The organism is Streptomyces regalis, assembly GCF_001509475.1.
Classification (GTDB): domain Bacteria; phylum Actinomycetota; class Actinomycetes; order Streptomycetales; family Streptomycetaceae; genus Streptomyces; species Streptomyces regalis.
On record NZ_LLZG01000301.1, the window covers coordinates 51,277 to 72,507 of the forward strand.

Sequence of the window (21,231 nt, forward strand, 5' to 3'; positions counted from 1 at the left end):
ATCTCAGCCATCGGCTGCCGTGCGGGCCGGACATATGTCCGTCCAGTGGTCCTCGACGTAGGCGAGGCAGTCCGAGCGACTGCTCGCGGTCAGCGCCACGTCCCACCCGCCGGGCACGGTGATCCCGTCGGGCCAGAGCGAGAACTGGCCCTCGGCGTTGGTGAGTACGAGGTAGGTGCCGTTCTCGTCCTCGAACGGATTGGTGGTCATGGTCAGCCCTCCACGAGTGCTTTGTTCTCGGGGTTGTCGGGGTCGGCGTCCGGGTCGGGGTCGGGGTTGTCGCGGAGCTTCACCGGATCCTCGGGACCACCGGGGCGCCCGGCGCCCCCGGAGTCGTCGTCGCAGGTCACGTCCTTGTCGGCGTCGCCCGCGCCGCCCCTTTCGGCTGTGCCGTCCCCGTCCCCGTCGCCCGCGCCGTCCCCGCCCGACTCGGCATCGACGTCGGGCAGCAGCGAGTCGATCTCCCGCACCGTGCGCCGTGTCATGCTCAGCACCCCGACGGCGATGCCGCACAGACCGGCGATGAGCAGCATGGCCGCCATGCCGCTGCCCGGCCCGTCGCCGACGAGCGGCCCGAGCACCACGAAGATCCCCGTGCCGTCCGCGGCCTGCGGTTCGAAGACATGGTCGGCGAGCGGCCCGGAGACCGCGGTGGCCAGCGGTACGGAGATCTGCGACAGGAACATCACCGCGCCGAAGACCCGGCCGTGCCACTCCTGGGGAACCTTGGTCTGCACGACCGCCTGCATCACACCGTTGATCATCGGCATGAGCGCCGCGCCCACGAGGATGGCCGCGCACCAGCCGACCACGCCGCCCGCGAGAGCCATGGCCACCTGGGCGGACAGGCACATGCCGATGATCCCGAGCAGCATGCCCCGGGCCCGGTTCTTCGGCCCGCTCCAGGCCGCCATCAGCAGCCCGCCCGCGACCCCGCCGACGCCGATCGCCGTGTTGACGCTCGCCAGCGCCGTGGTCTCGCCGCCGGACCGGGCCAGCACCATGGGCTGTACGGCGGCGAAGCCGAAGACCATGACCAGGTTGACCACGCAGAAGGCCAGCATCAGATCGCGCAGGCTCGGATACCGGAAGAGAAACCGCATCCCCTCCACGGCCTCCGCGACGAGCTTCCCCCGCGCCCCGCCCGCCGGCTTCTTCGCGGGGCCGTTGTCCCCCCGCATCCGTACGACCCGGATGGCGGCCAGCGCGACAGCGAAGCTCACCAGGTCGGCGACGAGGATGAAACCGAGCCCGGAGAACGCCACCAGGAGCCCGCCCAGCGCCGGACCGCCGACGTCGGCCGTGCTCTTGGCGCTCGCCAGCAGACTGTTGGCCCGTTGGAGCCGGGCCTTGTCCACCAGCAACGGCACGGCGGCGCCCAGCGCCGGGAACTGGAAGGCGGCCGCGGAACCGAGCAGCATGACGGCCGCGTAGACCTCCCAGGTGTGCAGCCCGCCGGTGAAGTGCAGGACGCCGAGCAGCGCCACGATCAGCAGTCCGCCACCGTCGGCGAGCTGCAGTGCCGTACGCCGGCTGATCCGGTCGACGAAGGCACCGGCGAGCGGGCTGAGCAGCACCTGGGGGAGCATCGCGCAGAGCGACAGCGTGGTCAGCGCCGTGGCCCGGCCGGTGGCCGACCATGTCTCGAAGACGAAGGCGAACCGCAGCACGGAATTGCCGACCAGGGATACCGCCTGCCCGCTCCAGACGAGCATGAAGGGACCCATGCCGGCGAACCGGCCTGTCCTTCCCCCGTCCTGCGCGGTGTCGTCCAGCGAACGCGCCGAATCGGCCACGTGCGTACCCCCGTCGAATGTGGCTTCCGACGGAGAACCTTAGTTCGAAGTAGCGCGCCGCACAGCCCTGATCATGAAAGGCGGCCGAGAAGCCCTCACGGACGCCGTCCCACAACCGTGAGGTCGGCACCCTGACGGGCGTCGGATCCGGCCGCCTCGTAGACACCTACGAACATTTGACGACACAACAACACCTCGGGCGGGCGGTGGTTGACGGACGGACTGGCCTGACCAACTGCCGCCTCCCTAGGATGTGTTGTCGGGCGAGGTGATCTCCTCGACCGGCCCTGCCACTGGGGGAAACGATGGAGCCTGGAAAGCCGCTGTCCAAGTCGATCGATGCCGCGATTCCGACGGCTGCGCGGATGTACGACTACTACCTCGGCGGCAAGGACAACTACGCGTCCGACCGAGCCGCCTGCGAACAGCTGGACAAGGTCGTCCCCAGTACCCGCGCCCTCGCGCTGAACAACCGGCGCTTCCTGCAGCGAGTGGTCGGCACGCTGGCCCAGGACTACGGCATCCGGCAGTTCCTCGACCACGGCTCCGGCCTGCCCACCCAGAACAACGTCCACCAGGTCGCGCAGGCCGTCGACCCGTCCTCCCGCGTGGTGTACGTCGACAACGACCCGATGGTCCTGGTCCACGGCCGCGCCCTGCTGGAGCAGAACGAGAACACCGCCGTCATCCACGCCGACATGCGCGACACCGACGGCATCTTCTCCCACGCGGACACCGAGCGCCTGATCGACTTCTCGCAGCCGGTGGCCGTGCTGTTCAACTCGGTGTTCCACTGCATCCCCGACAGCGACACCGACGGCCCGCTCGCCGTGGCCCGCCGCGTGGCCGAACGACTCGTGCCCGGCAGCTACCTGGTGATGTGCCAGCTGGTCAGCGAGGACCCCGAGGTCCGCGAGTTCGTCACCAACTTCATGGACCAGGCGACCCAGGGACACTGGGGCCGGGTGCGCCAGGAGAAGGACGTGGCCCAGCTGTTCGAGGGCCTGGACATCCTGGACCCGGGCCTCGTGGAGGTCTCCACCTGGCGTCCCGACACCGAGGTGGCACCGCGCCAGCTCACCCAGGAGTGGATCGAGTTCGGCGGCGTGGGCCGACTGCCGTAGCGAGGCGTCACCCCAAGGCTCCAAGGGCCCAAGGGCCCAAGGGCCCAAGGGGCAAGGGAAGGGCCAAAGGGACAAGGGAAGGTCCTAAGGGGCAGGGGCGTACCGGGCCTTCGTCTCACGCAGTCGCTCCAGTGACTCGCGCGGGTTGAGGGCCTCGTCGCCCAGCCGGTCCAGGGCGATCCGGTACTCCTCCGTCTCGTCCTGGTCCTCCAGGAACGCGGCGCTCTTGATGTGCTCCAGATAGACGATGTCGGGCAGATCGATTCCGCCGAAGCGCAGATAGGTGACGGGCATGGCGGGCGCGGAGGCGTTGGTCACGTCCAAGGGCACGATCTGCAGGGTCACATGGGGGCGCCGGGCCATCTGTTCCAGATACTCGAGCTGCTCGCGCATCACCTCGCGACTGCCCAGCATCCGCAGCAGCACCGACTCGTCGACGATCGCCCACAGCTGAGGCGCGTCCGCGCGGTGCAGCAAATCCCGTCGCCGCATCCGCAGCTCCACGCGCCGCAGCACCTCACGGTCGGGTGCCGACGGCAGCCCGCGCTCCACCACGGCCCGCGTGTAGGCCTCGGTCTGCAACAGGCCGGGCACGTACTGGAGCTCGAAGGTACGGATGGCGGTCGCGGCCTCCTGCAACCCGACCAGCCGGTCGAACCACTCCGGCATCAGCCGCTTGTCATAGCGCTGCCACCACCCGGGCTCACCGGCCCGCTGCAGCAACTGCAGCAGCACCGAAGCCGCGTACTCCTCGGCCCGGTACAACTCCAGCAGCGCACGGACATCGGCCTCCGTGGGCGGCCGACGGCCCTTGCCCGCCTCGATCCGCGACAGCTTCGCCGGGCTGAACCCGACGGCGCGTGCCGCCTGGTCCTGGGAGAGCCCGAAGTCCTCGCGGATACCCGCCAGCTGGACGCCGACCAGCATCTTCAGCAGGGTCGGCGCGGGCTCGGACCGGTTCAGATACGGTTCGAGGTGGGAGATGCGAGGCGACTCGGCGGACATCCTGACTCCCCGTAGACCGGCATACGACAGACCGCATTATCGCATCCCACCGCCTCGTGCCGCTTGAACCGACGTAAGTGAGGGGCTCAACTTCCGCTTCACAGCGGCCCCATGACCCCATGGCCTCCTGGCCTTCTGTGGACGCCCCTTCGCGGCGGTCCGGGTCAGACCAGGTGGTCGAACTCTCCCTCCTTCGCGCCCGCCAGAAAGGCGGCGATCTCGGCCGGTGTGTAGACGAGGGCCGGCCCGTCGGGGTCGCGGGAGTTGCGCATCGCGACGCTGCCGTCGCCCAGGGGGGCCACCTCGACGCAGTTGCCCTCGGCATTGCTGTGCCGGCTCTTGGTCCAGCGGACGCCCAACGAGCTTGCCCGCACGCCGTTCGGTGCTGTTGGCACTGCACTCTCCTTGCTCACGTTCGGCCACGTGTACGCCCCGCCGCCCGCCGCCCTGGCGGGCCCGGAGGGCACCACGTGCTCTGCGTCGACGCCACTCGCGCAATTTCCCGTGAAATTGCACGGAGGCGCCGTCGGCGTGGATAATAGTCCGTGGCGTCAACTGCAGCGCGGACGCCCTGCCTTGACCATGTATCAGGGAGACGTCGTGTCCTTACCTGCGTACGAAGGGCTTCGACAGCCCGATAGCGCTGCGCCACCTGCGGAGTGGACCGTGTCGTCGGCAGCGCACCCCGGCACCCCGGACCGGAGCCGTCTCGCCAGGCCCGAACCCGCGCACACCTCGCCCCACTCGGTCGCCCTGCGCCTCGTCGACGCCGAACAGGGTTGCGGCCAGGCCCGCGACTTCGTCCGTCGCGCCCTCGGTGACTGGGCCCTCGACCACTGCAGCGCCGACGCCCTCATGGTGGTCACCGAACTCGCCGCCAACGCCGTACTGCACGCGGCCCCGCACGCCACGGCCCGCTCCTCGGCCGCCGGCGAGCCCGAGATCTGGCTGAAGCTCAGCCTCCGCCGCCCCGCCCACCTGGTCTGCGCCGTCACCGACCCGAGCGACAGTCCACCGGTGTACCCGCACACCAGCGACCCCCTCGACGAGCACGGTCGCGGACTGCGCATCATCGACGCCCTGTCCGAACACTGGGGTTGGACCCGACGCCAACCGTTCGGCAAGACGGTCTGGGCAATGCTCCCCACCGGCCGCGAGGTCTGACCCACCTATAAATTCCCGCCCAGGCCGCCATATTCAGGATGTCCCGGGCGGCGGTGTAACGCGGTCGCGTTTGCGTGACGCAGAACCAGGCAGAAGCAGTCACCTCATGGGCCGAATTCGGCTCAGCGGGTCGACCTGTCCGCCCAGCAATGCGCCAGATCGGATTTCTCGTGAACACCGACCCGGTTTCCGGATACCAGACGTACGATCAGCCCGCGGCCCCCGACCGCTCCCAGCGAAACCCGAACCCGGCCGCCGCACGCAGAACGACCCTGACGATCTGCACGATCGCCGACATCTCGGCCGGTCTGCTCGGCCTGTGGATCGTGCTGTACCTGCTCGACGCGAACCAAGGGAACGCATTCGTGGAGTTCGTGCGCAGATCGGCGGACTGGCTAGGCGGATGGGCGCAGGACATTTTCACAATGAACACAGAGAGTCTGCGCGTCATCCTCAATTACGGTCTCCCGGCCGCCCTTTATCTGCTCCTCGGGCACGGAATTGCCGCCCGACTCAACAGGGCCTGACGGCTTACCCAGCGGAAGGACCGACATCGTGACACGCACTTCCTCCGAAAACGATCACCCGCCCATCTATGAAGAATTGGTGCGCGAACGCGGAGACGCCGTGGTGGAAGCCCAGATGGCAGCCGCACACACCCAGCACCAGGCAGCGGAACTGCTCAGCAGCGAGGAACCGAACGGCTGGACCCAGCCGACGGGGCCCCATCATCAGCCCCATCTCGAACAGGGACCGGGAGTACAGAGCAGTCAGGGCCGACCCTGAGGGCACGCAGGAAGGTGCGGGCCCCGGTGAACCTGGGTCCTGGGTCCCGCTCTCTGTGCCCTCAGTTGCCGTCTGTGGCCCTCGCGGAAGTGCTCAGCGACTGGTCCTTGCGTAGCCTCGCGGCCATGCCCAACATCGACGCTCTCCCGGATGGGCCACCTGCCTGACTGCCGCGGCACTGGCGTCAGCCGCCCTTTCGCTCCTGGCCTCGATGGTTCTCATCGGCCCGCCCACGGCTGGGAGACAGCGACGTCCTGGACGGACATCCGGTCGCGCACCTCATGGATCGGCGGCGTCTTCGAACTGGCCTCGGCGGTGGCGGAGCTCATGTGGACAGTCGGCTTCTTAGACGTCCGGGTGTAACCCCGAGTCCAGCGCGGTCGGCGGATCCTCCCGGCCGGGAGAGATCGGGTGACCGGACGCATTGCCCGGGGCCCTGCTCCTGCCGGGGTCCGCGAGTACATTGTCTCTGCCGTGGCACCGTGACGAGGACAGGGTCGTGCCTCAAAGAGAACCGGGCAGCTGTGCCTGTGGTGCATTCTCACCGTGCCGTAGGCCTTGCTGAGGCTGGCCCTGGTGCCGTGTGGCTGTCCTTGGCGATGAACCACGCACGATCACTCGCCCCGCTCGCGCGACTGCTCCGTATGCCCGAAGTACCCGAACCCCGGACCAGCGATTTGGAGCCCTTCCTGAACGGCTGGAGTCCGTACGGCCCCCACCGCAGGTGAGCAGACCGGGTGTCCGCTGGGGCGTACGCTTTCGGTCAGTTGTGGATCACTTGTCTGCCACGCTGAACAACGGGCCGTAAGGTTCAAGGAAGTTGGTGTTGGGGCGCACGTGGCGGGTGAGATGAACGGGGGCGCGGGGTGACGGTGTTCGTCGACCGGGAGGAGAGCCTGGCCGGGCTTGAGAGCGTGGTGAGTGCTCTGGCGGAAGGGCGCTCGAGTGTGCTGGTCGTCGAAGGCGACTCGGGGATGGGTAAAACGTCCTTGATGGGCGAGTTCGCCCGCCGTCTGAGTACCACACCCGAATCCCAGGAGCAGCCCTGTCGGGTGGTGCTCGTGCGGGCCGCGCCCGGCATCGGCTCCCGGCGGCCGTACGGACCCGTCCTGGACGCTCTGCACGCACTGGACCGTCCCGCACGGGGCCGCAGGCGGCTGGCCGGCTTCAGGCGCACGGCGACCCGCGGCGCGCTGGCGGCCGCCCCCGACCTGCTGTCCGCCGCGGTGCCGGGGCTCGGCGCCGTGGTCGCGGCAGGGCGGGTATTCGCCGAGGCGACCGTGGCCACCGGGTCCATCCCGGGAGACAGTCTCCTGCCCGTGGAAAGCACCGTGACCCGGCAGCTGATCGACGTGCTGCTGCAGCAGGCGCGCGCGGGTCGGCCGCTGCTTGTGATGGTGGACGACATCCAGCTGTGCGATGTGTCGACCCTGGAGTTCCTGCACCTGCTGCTGCCCAGGATCGAGGGGGAACCGCTCGGTCTTGTGCTCGGGCTCGGCCTGTATACGGCAGCCGAGGGCAACGGCAGGGCGGTGGAGCAGTTGCTGGACGCCTGGCAGCGGGATCATGCGGAGCTCGTGTCCCGGCACACACTGCCGCCGCTGCCTGACTGGGCCGTCAGGCAACTGGTCGATGCCAGGCTTCAGAGCCATCCTGCTCCCGAGGACTTCGCCGCCCGGTTGACCGGAGCGACCGGCGGCCATCCGGTCTTCGTCGAGCAGTGTCTGAGGCTGTGGCGACCCGAAGACGGCGTCCGGGTGCCGCTGCCGGGGAGCCTTCCCGCGGCCGTACTGGACCGCTTCCGGCAGTTGGACCCAACTGCGCGCGAACTCCTGGTCACCGGTGCCACGATGGGCGAGTTCTTCTTCTCTCACACACTCGCAGAGGTGTCTGGTTCGCCACGGCTCCAGATCCAGGACCTGCTGCACCGTATAGAGCGCGAGCACGGCCTGATCCGCAGCCGGCACCGGGACGAGGTCCCCGACTGGGCGGCCGGTCTGGGGACCGACTGGTACGAATTCGAGCACCGGGTCCTGCAAAGGGGGATCCGCGGCGAACAGTCGGAGGGCGCCCGCCGGCAACGGCACGCGGACATCGCCGAAGCACTCCCACACCTGCAGGGAGTCGACCCAGACGCCGCGCCGCTCGAGTTGCGCGCGCTGATCGCCGATCACTTCCTGCAGGCCGGGCCCGCGTATGCCGCACAGACTGCCGCCGCTCACTACGGTCTCGCCCGGTCCGTGGCTGTGGAGGATCTCTCCTTCGCCCAGGCCGAACAGCACTGCCGGACGGCGATCGAGTCCGCCCGGCTGATGCCGGTCGGCCGTCCGGAGCGCGATCGCCGTCTGGTGGAGGCCATAGAGCTGTTGCTCAGCATGACCGAGGTGCGCTGGAAGGGAGGCCAGGGCGAGCAGGAGAGCATGGGAATCGACGCCTTGGCCGCCGAGGCGGAGCAGGCGGCCCAGCGCCTCGGGGACCGGCTGCTGATCGCCCGCACCACCCTTCTGCGCGGCAAGACCCTGTTGGCCGTGCGAGGCGTCCAGCCCTCCCTCACCAAGCTCGAAGAGGCGGTAGAGCGCGCCCGGGAGTGCGGCGAGGCAGGCCGTCCGGCGCTCTTCGTGGCGATGGTCGAATACGGACGCCAACTGCCCAAACGCGATCTGCACGCAGGTCTTCGGGTGCTGCTGGACGCGGAGCGGCTGTACGCGTCCGACCCGCGCCTGGGCGAGGCGGGGAACCCCGTTCTGCAGCACGCACGCAATCTCAACGAGATGCAGATCGGGGTCAACCTCTTCGACGCGGGCCGGCTCGGCGAAGCCCGGCACAGACTGCTGCGCTGCACCGAGCGGCTGAGAGGTGAGACCCTCCGTGCCGAACTGCCCATTGCGCTGAATTATCTCGCCCAGCTCCACCTGGCGGTCGGCTCGTGGGAGGAAGCGGGCACGGTGCTGCGCGAGGCCCTGGACTTCGAGGAGGAGCGCGGCGGCGACAGCGGCTGGCACGCCTACAACAACGCCCTCCTCGCCCTGCTGCTCACCCGTGAGCCCACCCGTCACGACGAGGCGGTCCGGCGTGCCCGGGACGCCTGGGTGGAGACCCAGCACACGTGGCTGGTCAACCTGGTGCCGATCGTGCGCAACTTGTACGTGGAGGTCCTCCTCGAGACCGACCACGACAGGAACCTCGCTCGGCGGCTGTGTGAGGACACCCTCGTCGACACCCGCGACAGCGGCATGGTGCGCAGCGAGATCGCCGGATACGTGTTGCGCAGCCGGACCCATCTGCAGGACGGCGAGACGGATCCGTCCGCCCGCGACGCCCACCGGGCTCTTGCCCTGCTCGCCGAACACGGGGACATGCCTGCCCTCCGTACGGAAGAGGTCCTGTATCACGCGGCCCGGGCTCTGCAGGCTGAAGACTGCGGGAACGAGGCTCGCGACCTGCTGGACAGAGCCCGAACCGAGGTGCTGCGCAAGGCGGACAGCATCGATGACCCGGTCCTGCGGACGAGGTTTCTGACCGACGTGCCCCTGAACCGAACCCTGCTCCATGACAGCAGCGCCGCCGAGGGAGAGGCCGGGGCAGGCTGACCGACTACAGTTCGAGACCGGCGCGGGTCCCAGCCGGGGGAGCGGAGAAGACGGGAGTCGGCATGTTCACCATCAGCAAGGAATTCCACTTCTCCGCAAGCCACGTACTGGACACGCTGCCCTCCTGGCACCCGTGCGCGCGCCTGCACGGACACAACTACGTGATCGTGCTCGAACTCTCGGCGGAGGACCACGACCTTGCCCCACCCGGCTTCGTCCGGGACTACCGGGACCTGGACGGCTTCAAGAAATGGGTCGACGCGACGCTCGATCATCGGCACCTCAATGAAGCGATGGGGGGGGGTATCCCCCCGACAGCGGAGAACCTCGCGAAGTGGATCTACGACACCTGGCACGATGACCTGTCTGAACTCAGCGCGGTGAAGGTCTCGGAGACTCCCAAGACCTGGGCCGTCTACCGGCCGGAGGGTCTGACGCGCGGGAAGCAGTGACTCTCGACACACCTGATCACCAGGTTGTGTTCAGCGCGATGTCCTCCGATGCGGCGGGCCGGATCAGGTCATGTCAGGCCGCGAATGGGTCCGTCGCCGTACAGCGCCCGGATGTCGACCAGGAGGACATCACGTCGGCGCCCGGCGGCGTCGATGACATCGGGATGGAAGCCGTGCAGGGAGAACAGGGTCAGGATCGCGTCCTCGGGCCGATGCCCCTGGTCGGCGAGGAGAGCGCGGATGTGTTCGAGGCGTTCGAGGTCCTTCAGCCCGCGAGGTTGGACGGTGGCCTTGGCCTCCCCGATCAGGATGATGGACGCCCGGGGGCTTTGCGGGCGTTCACCGGGGGCCAGGGCGAGCAGGTCGACCTCGTGCTTGGTCCGGGCGGCCGGATCTGCGATCTCCGCCGTGCCCACCGCACCGAGCGACAGCCCTGTCTCGTCGATGGCGAAGGAGCGGGTCCATTCGCGCGCGGTCTCCTCGAAGTGCGGGCCGAGGATCTTCGAGTGGTACGTCGGCCGGGACGACTGCCACACCTGGGCTCCGCGCCGCCGCTCCACCAGGTCCACGGTGGGCAGCGTGATCAGCTGGTTGAAGCGGATCACCGGGTCCGCCACGCTGATGACCGGGTGCCGTGCCTTCAGCAGGTCCTGTTCCTTGCGGACATAGCCGGTGGACTCCAGCACCTCCAGCGGAGCGACCATGGCGGAGCGGGAGCGCTCCAGCATCGATCCGACCTTCGCCGGGGTCGAGGCGCCCCGGGCCACGGCGGACAGTACGTCGTAGTACAGCGTGCGGTGGGTGATCCGCGGGTCCTCGCGCAGCAGGAACTCCGCCTCCACCCGCGAGTACAGGGCCCGCCCCGGGTCCAGCAGGGTGCGCTCCACCCAGGGGCCGACGTCCGCCTCGCCTTGCGGCACCGCCCCCGCGGCCAGCGGCCGGTAGCCGGGGGCGCCGCCCAGCACGGCGTCGACCTGCAGCGCCACCGCCGGATCCTCGATCCCCCAGTGGGTGCGGGCGGTGCGGTAATCGAAGGCCGGCAGGCGCAGGTCCAGCACGGCTCGGCCGCGCAGTGGCTTGGTGCCGGACAGCAGCTCGGACATCACGCTCATCGCCGAGCCGCACAGTACGATCCGGCCGCCGGGTGCCCTGCCGGACTGCGACTGGTCGTACAGCAGTTGCAGGAACCCGGGGATCTCCGGGGAATGCTGCATCAGATACGGCAGCTCGTCGATGACGATCAGCGGCGCCCCTGAGGCCCGGTTCACCACCTCCAGCGCGGCGGTGAGCACATCCCGCCAGTCGTCCAGCCGCATCGCCCCGGGCCGCACCCCCGCGTGCGCGGCGATCGCCTCGGTGAACCGGTGTAGCGCGGGCACCCGGCCCTCCTCCTGGACTGCGGCCAGGTACAGCCCGCCCACCGCCTCTGTGAGCGCCTCCAGCAGGAACGACTTCCCGTTCCGCCGCCGCCCCGAGACGATGGCCAGCCGCAGCTCGGCGGCTGGGTCGTCGAGGAAGTCGTTCAGCAGTGCCCACTCGTGATCACGGTCCAGCAGCCGCTCCGGTTTGCCGAGCTGTCCAGGCATGCCTTCTCCGAATCCGTTCAGGTCGACCTTAACGAAATGCGTATAGCTAGACCTTACCTGCGTGGAGGCTGTGAGCGTAACGCTGCGGGTGGGTCACACGCGGATTGCTTCTCGCCGAGAATGTCGCGGCTCCTGGCGGGCTCCGGCCCGGAGCCGCCGACCTCAGGACTGCACAGGCATCCGCCTGCACAAGGCCGACGGGGTGGCAGCCGAGGGTGAACTCCAGGAGGCCCGGGGAGGGGAGCGTGACCGGCCGACCAGACCTGGCATTGGGCGAGTTGAGGGTCAAACCCACCGAAGCCGTCGGCTTGCAAACCTCGGCCCCCTAGGCTGGCGGCGCATCGACTGCACCATCACCGCAGGACGGGAAAGACATGCGCGGCCTCACTGAGGCGAACCTTCAGACGCTGGCGGGTGCCCGTTCCTTCGAACGCGCCCTCGGGTATCTCGACGCGGTGTCCGGGGTCGAGGTGGGTGACGGCTGGGTTACCGCGAGCGTCCACGGCACGGAGCGGTACGAGGTGGAGCTGACTCTGGACGGGCCCGGCGGGCTGTCCGGCGCGTGCGACTGCCCGTACGGTCTGGAGGGTAACTTCTGCAAGCATCTGGTCGTCCTCGGCCTGACCGTGCTCGCCCAGCGGGAGAGCCTGCCGCGGCAGCGGAAGGCGGCCAGGGAGCGCGCGCAGGACCTCGACGGGTGACTGTGCGCCCTGTCCAAGGACGAGTTGCTCGCTCTGCTGCGGGAACAGATCGGCGACGAACGGCAGGTGCGGCGACGCCTGGAGCTGCGAGCCGCGAGCGCCCGCGGGGACCTTGCCGCGGTCCGGTCCCGTATCCGCGATCTGCAGGCGTTCACGGCCCAGGAGGTCGTCGTGATCGGGCGGGCCGCGCGGGTGGCGCTGCTGCGCGACGAGCCGTGGCTGCCGGACCTGCTCGACCGGCTGCTGCCCGGCATCGCGGTCGCTCCGACGGCCGCGAAGACCCTGCCGTCGCAGGCCCTCCCGTACGAACTGGTCCGCGCCGCACAGGACTTCCCGACGCCCGAGCTGGTGACCGCGATCCGCTCCGTGCGTCGGACCGTCCGACACGCCGGGGTGCCCAAGCAGCTCGACAAGCTGCTCAAGAAGGTCGAGGCGGCCCTCGCCGAGCGCACCGACGTGGCACTACGGCTGCCGAAGCTGGACTCGGCACTGCATCCATCAGCAGCTCCGCCGCGGGCGGCGTCCTGTGCCGGGCCGCCGGCGACTACCAGGCCGTCGTCACGGTCGCCGAGACAGTCACGCTGACCTGGGAGGCTGACCTGGGAGAAGGACGGCCGCCCGCTGCGCAGCGTCCCGGCAGCGGTGCGCCGCGACCACGCGACCCTGGTCAAGGAGCTGCGCGAGCTGGTGACGAGGGTGAACGCCCAACTCGTCACCCTCCTACGTGCGTTGGAGGGAGGTTTCGCCGTCGATGCCGCCCACCCGTACGGCTGGTGGCGCGCCGAACTCGCCGGGCATCCCCTCGCCCGGACCCTTGTGCGCCGGCTGATCTGGGAGATCGAGGTCGCACCCGGCGAATGGCTGGCCGTACTGCCCGAGACGGACGAGCACCTTCCCAACGCTCCCGACGACGCCTCCATACGGCTCTGGCATCCGCTGCGCTCCGACCCCTCCGCCGTCCGGGCCTGGCGGGACCTGCTCACCGAGCGGCGCATCCGGCAGCCGCTCAAGCAGGCGTTCCGCGAGATCTACCTCCTCACCCCAGCGGAGCAACAGACCCGCGTCTACTCCAACCGCTTCGCCGCGCACCTCGTCCACTACCGCCGGATGTTCGCGCTGTTCCGAGCCCGGGGCTGGAAGAGCGGCCGGCTCGGCCCCTGGGACGACGGAGACGGCGACGCGGCCGAACGCGCCCTGGCCGCGGGGGAGTGGCAGGTCCGTTTCTTCCACACCTGGTACGACTGGGCGGACGGCGACGATGAACTGGCCTCCACCGACCAGGTGCGCTTCGTCCGCCGGGTGGACGGCGCCTGGCGCGAGGCGGTGGTCGAGTGCGTGTCGGACGACGCCGAATGGGCCTGGCCCGCCGACGCCCCGGAGCCGCTGTGCGACCCGCGGCTGCATCCGGGCCAGGCCCAGGAGGTGGTGGACGCCTGGCCGGGCTGACGCGGGGTGCCTCAGCCGAGGCCCGCGGCCTTCACCAGACGCTCGATCGTGCCCAGCGTGCGGGTCGTGGCCGGCACCCCGGTCATGCGCTCGATCTCCGCGGTCGGACTGCCCGCGTTCGACTTCTCCTTGCGGATGATGCTCAGCGCCAGGCCCTCGCGCAGCTCGACGATGTCGACGTCGTCCTTGGCGTTTGTCCACGGCAGCTTCAGCTCGATGGACCGGCCGCCGTCGAAGAACGTGAAGGTCTTGCGGTACGTGCGGCTGTCCTCGTGTCCGTCGAACGGGTCGCTGTCGAGCACGTCGACCAGCAGGTCGAGGCCGCGGACCATGGCGGCCTCGGTGTAGCCGGCCGCCGCCTGAAGGGCCTTGGCCGCCTCGGCGACGACGCCCAGCGGGTCGTTCGCCTCGAACAGCACCGTGCCGTTCGTCTGGAAGGACTTGACCCCGCGGGCTCCTGCGGCGGACAGTGCGCTCTCGAGTGCCGCCCGGTCCGGGCTGCCCGGGTGGCCGAGGTTCATGCTCCGGTAGAACACCATATGGGGAGAATTCATGATCTGAGACCTTACTGCTGAATTGCCTCGCCTCCACGGGGAATCGCCCACAACTCGGCGTTCCGCGAGGCGTGTTGGCGGGTGGGGGACGGCTTGCCTAGGCCAGCTTGGCGACATCACGGTTCGCCTTGCCGAACGTGGCCGCGGCCAGCAGCGCGCCCGCCAGCAGGATGCCCGCCGCGATCGCGAGACCGACGCCGAACCCGTCCACGACGGCCTCGTCACCCGACGCGCCGGAGTCCGGCGTGATCGACAGGGAGACGGCGACCAGGGCGGTGAGGCCGAGGACTTGGCCCAGTTGGCCCAGGGTGGTGATGATCCCGGACCCGAGCCCTGCGTCCTGCATGGACAGCTCCGAGAGCGCGGCGGTCTGCGTGGCCGGGAAGGTGTATCCGCCGCCGAATCCGAGGACCAGCATGCCGGGCAGCAGGGACGACCAGAAGTTTCCGTCGGCCGGGATGAGGGCGAGCCATCCCATCCCCAGAGCGGCGGTCGTCAGCCCGATGGTGATGACGGCACGCGCGCCCACCTTCGGCATGGTCGCGAGCGCCACCCGCAGACCGAGCCGGAACGCGAGGCAGTACGGCACCCAGGCCAGCCCGTTGGCGAGCGGGCTGTAGTCCAGCACGTTCTGCATGTACAGCACGAGCAGGAAGAACATCGCGGCCGTGGCCGCGTTCAGGAAGGTCAGCCCCAGGTAGCCCGCGGCCCGCACCCGGTTGCGCAGGAACGTCAGCGGCAGCAGCGGATGCGCGGACTTCGCCTGTACGGCCACGAAGGCCGCCAGGGCGATCAGCCCGCCGCCCAGCGGAAGGACGCCCAGGAGCAGTTGGGGGAGCGGATCGCCGATCTCCGTGCGCGGATCCTCTTCATAGGCAGTGGTCCTTGCACGCCCTGGAGACAGATCTCCGGAACATTCGGCGCGTCGCGGACGCCCTCAGCGCGCGGCTCCTCCCCCTCGAAAAGGAGCTCGGCCTGGCGCAGGCGGCGGAGGCACGCATAGCGGAGGCCGTTCGTCTCGGCCACCCGCAGCGCTACGCCGTGGCATCGGGGTTGAGGCCCCAGACCGCGGCGGACGAGAAGAACCGCCCCTCCCAGGAACGCCGCCATCGAGAGTTGCAGGAACAGTACGACAAGCTCGCCCGGGACGCCCAGGGGTGAGATCATCCGCGGCGCAAAGGTCGTGGCGACCACACTCGCCCGGTTCCGTACCACCAAGGCGGTCTTCGAGGGCGAATACGACGTCGTCCTGATCGACGAGGCCGCAGCGGCGACGCTGCCCGAAGTACTCCTCGCGGTGGGGAAGGCCAGGACCACGGCCGTACTGCTCGGCGACTTCATGCAGCTTGGCCCCGTCCTCCCGGAACTGGATGGCGAGAAACGTCCCGATGTCGCGCGCTGGATCCTGCGCGACGTCTTCGAACACTTCGGCATCGACTCTCCGGCCGCTGCTGTGAACCACCAGGGCTGTGTCGTCCTCGACGTCCAGCACCGTTTCGGCCACGACGTGATGGGCCTCGCGAACGCCCTGGCATACGACGGTGTCCTCAAACCCGGCCCTGGCGTCGAGCGGCGCGCCGCGCTGCGCAAGCCGGACGACCCCGAAATCGTGATCATCGACACCGACGGGCTGCAAAGCCTGGCTCAGGCGCGCCGAACCGGCCGCCGTAAAGGGTGGTGGCCCGCTGGGTCCCTGCTCGCGCGGGCGTTGATCGATTTGCATGATGAAGAGGGCGAGACGGCTGGCTCGTCACGCCATACTCCGTGCAGGCGGAAGCCACTTTGGAGGCCCTCCGCGACATCGAAGGCAGCGGCGGAGGCCGGCTGGCCGAAGTCGGCACCGCTCACCGCTTTCAGGGGCGCGAGTTCCCCGTGGTGGTCTTCGACACGGTGGAGGACGACTACGGTGACGGCTTTTGGATGGCCCACGCCTCCCGTGCTCCAGAGGCGACGACATGGGCCCGTAACGGCGTGCGCCTCTTCAACGTAGCCGTCACCCGCGTACAGACCAGGCTGTACGTCATCGGAAGCCGCAGCCGCATCCTGGCCGCAGAAGAACACACCCCCATGGGAAAACTGGCGGAGTTCATCCGCGCACAGCGTGCCCGATCGGTCTCCGCAACCAGACTCATCGCTCCCAACGCCCAAGTTCCACCAGACCTTGGCCAGTTCAGCTCCCGTCTCGCCGATGTTCTCTCGCGCCACGTCGAGGTCTCCGACATCGACAACGAGATCTCCTTCTACGACACCTTCGCCGACCGTCTCGCAGAGGCTCGAACGTCGCTGTGGATCTGGTCCCCCTGGACCGCGAAGAGACTGATCGGCTTGCTGCCCGTGTTGGGAGACGCCGTACGCCGAGGAGTCCGCGTGACGGTCTTCGTCCGCGACCCCTACGACACAGGCCAGAAAAAGCAGACCGATCTGGTCAAGCAGTTGCGGAAAGTCGTGCCGACCGTCGTCTCCGTCAATGTCATGCACCAGAAGATCGTCGTCATCGGCGAACACACAGTCCTGCTCGGCAGCCTCAACTCCCTGTCGCAGAGCCGCTCACGCGAGGTCATGCTGACGATCAAGGGCGGTCACTTCGCCCGCAAGATCCTCACTCACGAGCATGCAGAGGACTTCGCGAGACCGCCCCGGTGCGGTGCGTGCAAGGGGGATGACGTGGATCTGCGCCGCAGAGGCAATGGAACCTGGTACTGGCGGTGCTTCAACCGGGCGTGTTCGGGGCGGAAGGGACAGAAAGCGTGGGAGACACCCGTACGCTTTTCCCGAGGGGCGGGGCAGAGGTGAGGCGCCGATTTTGTTTCCCGTTGGGCGATGGCCTGCCGACCATGCTGTCCGTATCGCGGCACGGAGTGGTCTGAACGCCCCCATCCAGTGCCGCTTACTCAGGTTGAACTGGCAGAGTCCGCGGGGAATGGTGCTGAGTCACAGGTCAGGGCCTTTGTCGGGCTGGCGGTCTCTTCGAGCTCTACCTGAGTACCGGGCCGTTATGCCTGAGGGTCGCCGGATCAGGCATTGGCGGCGAACCAGATTCCCAGGCCGCAGAGGATCAGCAGACTCGCGGTGAGCTGAAGGGTCAGCAAAGGAGAGATGCGGACGTTCTCATCTCCTTCTTCGGCGCTGATCCGCCACATCTCACGCAGTTTCTTGCTGTGTCCCACGCCCGCGAGCCACACCGCCGCGACCGTGCAGCCGTACATCGGCAGGAGTTGGCCGAGATGGAGTTTGTAGGCGGCACCGAAAAGGACTGCCGCGACGATTCCGGCCAGAGGCCCGGCGATGGCCATGATGCGCTGTGCCCGGTTTGTAGCAACTGACCGGTACAGGGTGGTGAATCCTACTGATGCGGCGATGGCGACAACCCACCAGAGCGCCAGGGGGATCTCCGGGGCGGAGGGAATGCTGGACACGCTGTGCTCCAAGTGGGAGATCTGATGCGGGGGGCGGGGTGAGACGACGGCTCACCCCGCCCCGTAGGGCGAACTTGCCGACCGCCTGTGCTGCCGCGGAGATCCCGTCGTCGACATAGCTCATGCCCCACTTCGCCACGGAGCCGGTGCCGGCGAGGATACCGGCGACCGCAAGCCCGCCGACTGCGGAGATGAACTTGTCGCTGGTCCAGCCGTACCTGGCGCCGGTGCTACTCACACATGTTCTGGCCTGCGGCTTCACTGACAGAAGGACCGGATTGGACCTCGATGGTGACCCGTCCAAGGGGCGCGGGGCCGACTGCATCCCCGAGCTGCGGCGCCTGCGCGATACGCGCTCTACATGTAGCCGGTAGTTCCCAGAGCTGATGAGGCCGGGAGAACGCGTTGTCAGATTTTGATCACGGTGGCGCGTCTGCCGCACAGTGCGATGAGGTCCTCGGGGTCGGACGTGAGGATTGTGGCCGGGCTCGGGGCGGCGAGAGCGGTGGCGCTGAGTATGGCGTCGATGGCGTATTTGTGACCGTGCAGGCCGGCTTCGGCGAGGAGGGCGGCGGCGTGACGGGCGATGGGCTCGCTGACCGGTTCGACGACAAGGCGGGACAGCGTCCACTCCAGGGCCGGCCGGTTGATCCGAGGATGGACCACCTCGACGAGGGTTGCCGCGGATGTGACCACCCGCAGGTCGTCGGCGCGTGCGAGTGCAAGCCAACCGGTGACTGTGCGATCCCGCAGCACGGCTTTGGCCAGTCCTTCGCTATCTAGGACCAGGGTGCCACCTGGGACGGCAGGAGAGCGGGTCACGCGGCGTTCGCCCCGCCCTGTGTCTGGTCCTGTCGGGCCTGGTGGAGCTGGTCGCGAAGAGCCTGGATCTCCTCGTCCTTGACGGGGCCGTGCTCGGCCTCGGCGATGGCGATGAGCTCGTTGAGATTGTCGCGTTCGATCTGGCGGGCCACGGCGGCGGCCACGTAGGCGGACAATCCGGATGGACCGCTGCGAGCCTTGGCGGCCTCGGCGATGTCGCGCGGCATAGTGATCGAGTACTTGCCGGTAGGCTCACTCATGCTACTCATCCTACCTTCAACCCTCCCCGCTTGTCGGAGTCGACTCGGAGAGACACCGCCACATGAGCTGCCTTCTCGCGCACTCACGCGTAGCTGGCGTACGTGACAGGACATCCAGGGCGCTATTGAGAATTGGATCTGATGCGTTCACCTGCTCAGAGAGGTGGTGGACGTCATGAGGAACTCGGTATCTCGGACCCGCGGCGTCTCCAGGCGGAGACATAGTGACAGGACGGTGATTGCGGCGAGGTCCGGCAGAAAGAGCTCTGCGGGAGGCGCAAGGGACGTCAGGGCGCTTGCCGATGAGCTGGGTGTCGCGCTGGTCCAGGCCGTCCGGCAGGGCGCTGTTCACGATGCGGCCGCTGCTGGGGCGGGACACGGATCGGCCTCCATCAGCTGGCATGACTTCGCGCTCGATTATCTGGAGAAGCGCTGGCCGCAGGTAGCGGCGAAGACCCGCAACGAGACCAACGACACACTGTGTGCCATCACCCAGGCGATGCTCCGGGATGTGCGAGGCCGCCCGAATGACAAACTGCTGCGACGGGCACTGCAGGACTGGGCGTTCGTCCTGCCTCGACCAGAGTTGCACACGGCGCCTCCCGACGTGAGGCGTACTCTCCGTTGGGTGGCGAGGGCGTCACGCCCCGTGACCGATCTGATGGATCCGAGCGTGATGCGGGCCGTGATGCGCGTTCTGCAACTGAAGCAGGACGGCCGGTCGCAGCTGCCGAGACCAGAGACACAAGCGCATGACCCTCGTGAACGCTCTGCGATACGCGATCGAGCGGGTGAGGGGGGATGTGTGTCCCTTGCAGGACCCCTGCTGACGCATCTTCGTCCCGCGCATATCCCGTAGGGAGCGAATTCACGGGATCGGGCAAATGGGATTTCAGCGGTTCGGTGCCGTGAAGTCCCAGGTCAGACACCCCAGGGGGCGGTCAATCACGGTGATGGAGGCCGTCGCAGTTTTGGCATGCACAAGAAAGGCGCTGACCTGCATTTCTGCAGTTCAGCGCCTTGATCCGGAGTGCCCCCGGCAGGATTCGAACCTGCGCACACGGCTCCGGAGGCCGTTGCTCTATCCCCTGAGCTACGGGGGCGTGTCGGGCGCCTTGCTTGGCGGCGACGGGTAGAACCCTACCAGTTCCTCCGGGGTGTTCATGAACGGGTTTCCGGGGTGTGGCACCGGGTGCGACCTGGGGTGGCTCGCCCGCAGGGGGTGGAAGTGGGGAAAACCCGGACGCGGTGGCCGGTCCCGACCTACTCTCGAGTTGTGCCGGGCGCGTCGGGCCGGGTGCTTGTTGTCGACGACAACAAGGTCATCCGGCAGCTGATCAGGGTCAATCTCGAACTGGAGGGGTTCGAGGTGGTGACCGCGGCCGATGGTGCCGAGTGTCTCGATGTCGTTCATCAGGTGCTGCCCGATGCGGTCACCCTGGATGTCGTCATGCCGCGGCTCGACGGGCTGCGGACTGCTGCACGACTGCGTGCCGACCCCCGTACCCGTGACCTTCCCCTCGCCATCGTCAGCGCCTGCACCCAGTACGAGGTAGACAGCGGCCTCGACGTCGGCGTCGACGCCTTCCTCGCCAAGCCCTTCGCGCCCGCCGAACTCGTCAGCCTCGTACGACGGTTGATCGAGCGGGAGCGGAGCGGGGAACGGAGGAGGAGCCCCGAGGGCGGGGTCGAGGGCGCGGGTGCCGACGAGATCGTATTCGGGAGCGTCTTCGGCGCCGGTGAGGCCGCCGGGCGCACCGGCGGCTGACACCCCCGCGGCGTAGCGTCGCCGCAGGCGTGGGTGGCCGCCAGCGCGGCCGCCGACAACATTGCGCGGCCCGCGCCGTCCACCGCGCCCGCGCCGTCCACCGCGCCCGCCCCTCCACGTCCCCCGCGCCGTCCCCCCGTCCACATCGCGGGACCCTCCCCAAACCCGTTCGCATACCCACCCCCCTCCTCCCATACGCTTGTCCCGTGACCCCCGTCGAGCTCTCCCGTACCGTGCTGCGCGCGGTGCGTCGTGCTGTCGACGAGGGGGAGCTGTGCGTCGCCGTGCCGGAGCGTGTCGTCGTCACCGCTCCCGGGCCCGGTGGCTGTGGTGACTACGCCACCAACGTCGCCCTCCAGCTCGCGCGCCCGGCAGGGCAGCCGCCCCTGCGCGTCGCGGAGATCCTGCGGCCGCACCTCGCCGGCGTGGACGGTGTCGCCGACGTCGTCGTCACGGGGCCCGGCTTTCTCAACATCAGCCTGGGGGGCACCGCGCCCGTCGCCCTCGTCGAGGAGATCCTGCGGCGTGGCACCCGGTACGGGTACGGGTACGGGTACGTCCACGGCTCCTCGGGCCCCTCCGCGGACTTCGTGCCGCTGTACTGTCCCCGCGAGGTGCGGGCCGTGGTCGTGATGGATGCCGTCGCCCGGATCCTGCGGTCCCAGGGCGCACTCGTGCGCACCCGTTGCGAGGCCGCACCGGAGTCGCAGTGGGTCGACATCCTGGGGGTGCAGGTCGACTCGCACGGTATGCAGCAGGAC

19 protein-coding genes, 1 tRNA gene and 3 pseudogenes are annotated in these 21,231 nt (G+C 68.8%); 12 read left to right on the forward strand and 11 right to left on the reverse strand.

Annotated features, from left to right (window positions below; all coding sequences use genetic code 11):
* Positions 1–3: 3 nt before the first annotated feature.
* Positions 4–210, reverse strand: a complete 207-nt coding sequence (locus ADL12_RS27195) for an MbtH family protein (protein WP_062706285.1) — start codon at positions 208–210, stop codon at positions 4–6.
* A gap of 2 nt (positions 211–212) precedes the next feature.
* Positions 213–1,796: an MFS transporter gene (locus ADL12_RS27200; protein WP_062706288.1), complete on the reverse strand. Its 1,584-nt coding sequence runs from the start codon at positions 1,794–1,796 to the stop codon at positions 213–215.
* Between the two features lie 305 nt (positions 1,797–2,101).
* On the opposite strand from ADL12_RS27200, the gene ADL12_RS27205 reads away from it, so the two are divergent.
* Positions 2,102–2,920 carry an SAM-dependent methyltransferase gene (locus ADL12_RS27205; RefSeq protein WP_062706290.1) on the forward strand — a complete coding sequence of 273 codons (819 nt, stop codon included), beginning with the start codon at positions 2,102–2,104 and terminating at the stop codon, positions 2,918–2,920.
* An 84-nt stretch (positions 2,921–3,004) separates the two neighbouring features.
* Here ADL12_RS27205 and ADL12_RS27210 read toward each other — a convergent pair whose 3' ends face one another.
* Both ADL12_RS27210 and ADL12_RS27215 read right to left on the reverse strand, forming a co-directional pair.
* Positions 3,005–3,925, reverse strand: coding sequence for a helix-turn-helix domain-containing protein (locus ADL12_RS27210; RefSeq protein ID WP_062706293.1), 921 nt, complete (start codon positions 3,923–3,925; stop codon positions 3,005–3,007).
* Between the two features lie 164 nt (positions 3,926–4,089).
* The gene (locus ADL12_RS27215; protein ID WP_079052310.1) at positions 4,090–4,320 is read right to left on the reverse strand and encodes a DUF397 domain-containing protein; all 231 of its coding nucleotides are present in this window, start codon (positions 4,318–4,320) and stop codon (positions 4,090–4,092) included.
* A 271-nt stretch (positions 4,321–4,591) separates the two neighbouring features.
* Here ADL12_RS27215 and ADL12_RS27220 point away from each other — a divergent pair, with 271 nt between their 5' ends.
* The 4 genes from ADL12_RS27220 to ADL12_RS27245 all read left to right on the forward strand — a co-directional run bounded on the left by ADL12_RS27220 (position 4,592) and on the right by ADL12_RS27245 (position 9,917).
* On the forward strand, positions 4,592–5,089 hold the full coding sequence (locus ADL12_RS27220; RefSeq protein ID WP_063806739.1) for an ATP-binding protein: 498 nt from the start codon (positions 4,592–4,594) through the stop codon (positions 5,087–5,089).
* A gap of 149 nt (positions 5,090–5,238) precedes the next feature.
* The gene (locus ADL12_RS27225) at positions 5,239–5,616 is read left to right on the forward strand and encodes a hypothetical protein (protein WP_062706299.1); all 378 of its coding nucleotides are present in this window, start codon (positions 5,239–5,241) and stop codon (positions 5,614–5,616) included.
* 1,125 nt (positions 5,617–6,741) lie between these two features.
* Positions 6,742–9,465: an AAA family ATPase gene (locus tag ADL12_RS27240; RefSeq protein WP_063806740.1), complete on the forward strand. Its 2,724-nt coding sequence runs from the start codon at positions 6,742–6,744 to the stop codon at positions 9,463–9,465.
* A gap of 62 nt (positions 9,466–9,527) precedes the next feature.
* Positions 9,528–9,917, forward strand: coding sequence for a 6-pyruvoyl trahydropterin synthase family protein (locus ADL12_RS27245; RefSeq protein WP_062706308.1), 390 nt, complete (start codon positions 9,528–9,530; stop codon positions 9,915–9,917).
* Positions 9,918–9,985: 68 nt separating this feature from the next.
* On the opposite strand, the gene ADL12_RS27250 is transcribed toward ADL12_RS27245, so the two are convergent.
* Positions 9,986–11,503: an AAA family ATPase gene (locus ADL12_RS27250; protein WP_062706311.1), complete on the reverse strand. Its 1,518-nt coding sequence runs from the start codon at positions 11,501–11,503 to the stop codon at positions 9,986–9,988.
* Positions 11,504–11,877: 374 nt separating this feature from the next.
* Here ADL12_RS27250 and ADL12_RS27255 point away from each other — a divergent pair.
* Both ADL12_RS27255 and ADL12_RS27265 read left to right on the forward strand, forming a co-directional pair.
* Positions 11,878–12,348 (forward strand): annotated as a pseudogene (locus ADL12_RS27255) (SWIM zinc finger family protein); the annotation flags it as partial.
* 477 nt (positions 12,349–12,825) lie between these two features.
* On the forward strand, positions 12,826–13,650 hold the full coding sequence (locus tag ADL12_RS27265; RefSeq protein ID WP_279617172.1) for a DUF4132 domain-containing protein: 825 nt from the start codon (positions 12,826–12,828) through the stop codon (positions 13,648–13,650).
* Between the two features lie 11 nt (positions 13,651–13,661).
* Here ADL12_RS27265 and ADL12_RS27270 read toward each other — a convergent pair whose 3' ends face one another.
* Together ADL12_RS27270 and ADL12_RS27275 are read right to left on the reverse strand one after the other, a co-directional pair.
* Positions 13,662–14,204: a DUF1697 domain-containing protein gene (locus tag ADL12_RS27270; protein ID WP_159053309.1), complete on the reverse strand. Its 543-nt coding sequence runs from the start codon at positions 14,202–14,204 to the stop codon at positions 13,662–13,664.
* A 97-nt stretch (positions 14,205–14,301) separates the two neighbouring features.
* On the reverse strand, positions 14,302–14,979 hold the full coding sequence (locus ADL12_RS27275) for an MFS transporter (protein WP_062706325.1): 678 nt from the start codon (positions 14,977–14,979) through the stop codon (positions 14,302–14,304).
* Between the two features lie 110 nt (positions 14,980–15,089).
* Between ADL12_RS27275 and ADL12_RS56850 the strand changes: the two genes are divergently transcribed.
* The 3 genes and pseudogenes from ADL12_RS56850 (at position 15,090) to ADL12_RS56860 (ending at position 16,997) form a co-directional block, all read left to right on the forward strand.
* Positions 15,090–15,365, forward strand: a complete 276-nt coding sequence (locus ADL12_RS56850; protein ID WP_244188066.1) for a hypothetical protein — start codon at positions 15,090–15,092, stop codon at positions 15,363–15,365.
* A gap of 4 nt (positions 15,366–15,369) precedes the next feature.
* Positions 15,370–15,501: pseudogene (locus ADL12_RS56855) on the forward strand (hypothetical protein); the annotation flags it as partial.
* A gap of 467 nt (positions 15,502–15,968) precedes the next feature.
* The gene (locus tag ADL12_RS56860) at positions 15,969–16,997 is read left to right on the forward strand and encodes a phospholipase D-like domain-containing protein (protein WP_244188067.1); all 1,029 of its coding nucleotides are present in this window, start codon (positions 15,969–15,971) and stop codon (positions 16,995–16,997) included.
* A gap of 221 nt (positions 16,998–17,218) precedes the next feature.
* Here ADL12_RS56860 and ADL12_RS27290 read toward each other — a convergent pair whose 3' ends face one another.
* The 4 genes from ADL12_RS27290 to ADL12_RS27310 form a co-directional block, all read right to left on the reverse strand.
* Positions 17,219–17,620, reverse strand: a complete 402-nt coding sequence (locus ADL12_RS27290; RefSeq protein ID WP_159053310.1) for a hypothetical protein — start codon at positions 17,618–17,620, stop codon at positions 17,219–17,221.
* Between the two features lie 408 nt (positions 17,621–18,028).
* Positions 18,029–18,442 carry a PIN domain-containing protein gene (locus ADL12_RS27300; protein WP_062706339.1) on the reverse strand — a complete coding sequence of 138 codons (414 nt, stop codon included), beginning with the start codon at positions 18,440–18,442 and terminating at the stop codon, positions 18,029–18,031.
* The gene (locus tag ADL12_RS27305) at positions 18,439–18,702 is read right to left on the reverse strand and encodes a hypothetical protein (RefSeq protein WP_062706342.1); all 264 of its coding nucleotides are present in this window, start codon (positions 18,700–18,702) and stop codon (positions 18,439–18,441) included. Before ADL12_RS27305 ends, ADL12_RS27300 begins: the two co-directional genes overlap by 4 nt.
* 1,031 nt (positions 18,703–19,733) lie before the next feature.
* Positions 19,734–19,805: transfer RNA gene (locus ADL12_RS27310), tRNA-Arg, on the reverse strand.
* A gap of 125 nt (positions 19,806–19,930) precedes the next feature.
* On the opposite strand from ADL12_RS27310, the gene ADL12_RS27315 reads away from it, so the two are divergent.
* Both ADL12_RS27315 and ADL12_RS27320 read left to right on the forward strand, forming a co-directional pair.
* The gene (locus ADL12_RS27315; protein WP_062706344.1) at positions 19,931–20,470 is read left to right on the forward strand and encodes a response regulator; all 540 of its coding nucleotides are present in this window, start codon (positions 19,931–19,933) and stop codon (positions 20,468–20,470) included.
* A gap of 206 nt (positions 20,471–20,676) precedes the next feature.
* Positions 20,677–21,231: pseudogene (locus tag ADL12_RS27320) on the forward strand (ArgS-related anticodon-binding protein NrtL); the annotation flags it as partial.